The following is a 537-nucleotide window of genomic DNA, read 5'->3' as shown; positions in this document are numbered from 1 at the left end:
AAAAAAGAAAGAGAGAAAAGAAAAAGGGAAAAAAAAAGAATAAAAAAAAAAAGAAAAAAAAAAAAAAAAAGAAGAAAAAAAAAAAAGAGGAAAGAAAGGAGAAGAAAAAATAAAAAAAAAGAAAAAAGAAAAAAAAGAAAGAGAAGAAGAAAAAGAAAAAAAAGAGAGAGAGAAATAAAGGAAGAAAAGAGAAAGAAAGAAAAAAAAAAAAAAAGAGAAGAAAAAAAAAAATAAACGGAGAAGAGAGAGAAATAGAGAAAAGAGGAAAAAGAAGAAGAAACGAAAAAAAGGAGAAAGTAAGAAAAGAGAGAAAAAGAAAAAGACATAGAAAAAAAAAGAAGGAAAAAAGAAGGAAAATGAAGGAAAAGAGAGGAAAGAAATGAGAAAAAGAAAAACAAAGAAAAGGAAGAAAATGAGGAAGAAGAAAAAAAAAATTAGAAAAAAAAGAGAAAAGAAAAAAAAAGGAAAAAAAGAAAAAGAAAAAGAAAAAAAGAAAAAAAAAAAAAAAGGAAAGAGAAAAAAAGAGAAAGGAAAAAA

At 22.0% G+C, this 537-nt stretch carries 1 protein-coding gene; it reads left to right on the top strand.

Annotation, left to right across the window (positions count from 1 at the left end; translation table 11 throughout):
- The coding region (locus DNK85_RS12715; protein ID WP_208123189.1) for a hypothetical protein at positions 1-234 on the top strand (234 nt) is incomplete at its 5' end.
- Positions 235-537: the final 303 nt, after the last annotated feature.

The organism is Cysteiniphilum halobium (genome assembly GCF_003574425.1).
Classification (GTDB): domain Bacteria; phylum Pseudomonadota; class Gammaproteobacteria; order Francisellales; family Francisellaceae; genus Caedibacter; species Caedibacter halobius.
The sequence above is the reverse complement of the archived record's forward strand: the minus strand, read 5'-3'. Positions and strand labels throughout refer to the sequence as shown.